We start from the raw sequence: 1,214 nt of genomic DNA, 5'->3' as shown, positions 1-1,214 counted from the left end.
TAGATACCATCTTGCCAATCGAACACCAAGCGTCTCATTGAGCCACTTGAGCTTGATACGGTATTTGTGTTTTCAGCACGCCGTAGGCGATATGCATGAGCTTTCGCATAGCCGCACCCAATGCGCTCATCGAGGTCTTGCCACGGCCTGTCAGCCGCGCATATTGCGCGGCAATATCCGGGTTGTATCGCAGGCTGACCACGGCCGCCATATAGAGCAGGCGCCGTAATCGTGCCGAGCCGGCTTTCGATAGCCGCGGTGCCTTGTATACCGAGCGGCCCGATTCCCATGGCACCGGCACCAGGCCCGCAAACGCGGCCGCCTGTCGCGCACTCGCAAACGATCGACTGCGTAGCGTAGTCATCAGACGCAGCGAGACCGCGGGCCCGATGCCGGGAATACTCTGTAACAGCGCCTGATCGTGCTTGAGCTCGGGATGACCGTCGATATGAGCATCGATATCACGCGCCAGCCGGGCCCGTTCGGCGCGCAGCGCCGACAGAACCGTTTCGATCGAGGCGATGATCTCGGTGTCGCCAGTCACTTCAGATTTTTCGCGTCGATTGCATTCGCGCTGGATATCGCTGTCCAGTGCCTCAAGGCGCGCCACGCGCGCCTTGAGCTCGCGGATCGCGGCCGGTTCGGGCTGCCAGAACGCCGGACGCTGGGTCGCCGCGTAGCGCGCCAATACGACACTATCCTTGGCATCGGTCTTGCCGCGCACGCCCAGCCCTTTGCCGAAGTCGCGAATCTGGGCCGGGTTGATCACCGATACGCCTGCCCCGGCGTCGTGCAGCGCATAGGCCAGTGCTTCATGATAGATGCCCGTGGCCTCGAGCACGATATGGCACGTGGCGATGGGCTGGCCCGTGTGCTGTTCAAGCCAGCGCTGTAGCTGTGCATGACCGCGCGCATCGTTGGATAGGACCTTGGTCTTGACCTTGCCGGCGGCAGGCTCACGTAGCCAGGCGCAATCGAGCTTGTGTTTGCTGACATCAATGCCAATAAAAGCCGACATCTCGCCACTTCTCCTTGTCCGTACAGCCTCACTGCTCTGCAGGGGCTTGGATACCATTCAAGTTGCAGAGATATAACCGGCCGGGGGCATAATCTAACGCTCGGGCTCGAAGCCTCAGGGCCTGTGGATGCTCACCCGGCCGGGCACTGGGGCTGCTAGCTAAACAACCCCGCTGGCAAGACACAAGGGCCTGTTG

The 1,214-nt window shown here is 61.3% G+C and carries 1 protein-coding gene; it reads right to left on the bottom strand.

All coding sequences use genetic code 11. From position 1 onward, the window contains the following. Positions 1 to 34 precede the first annotated feature (34 nt). Positions 35 to 1,018 (bottom strand): IS110 family RNA-guided transposase, encoded by a 984-nt coding sequence (locus tag SAHL_RS02190; protein ID WP_123589780.1) that lies wholly within the window; start codon positions 1,016 to 1,018, stop codon positions 35 to 37. Between the last annotated feature and the right edge of the window lie 196 nt (positions 1,019 to 1,214).

This window comes from Salinisphaera orenii subsp. halophila YIM 95161, from assembly GCF_003732545.1.
In the GTDB taxonomy this organism is placed as follows: Bacteria; Pseudomonadota; Gammaproteobacteria; order Nevskiales; family Salinisphaeraceae; genus Salinisphaera; species Salinisphaera orenii_A.
This window is presented reverse-complemented; position numbering and strand designations above follow the sequence as displayed.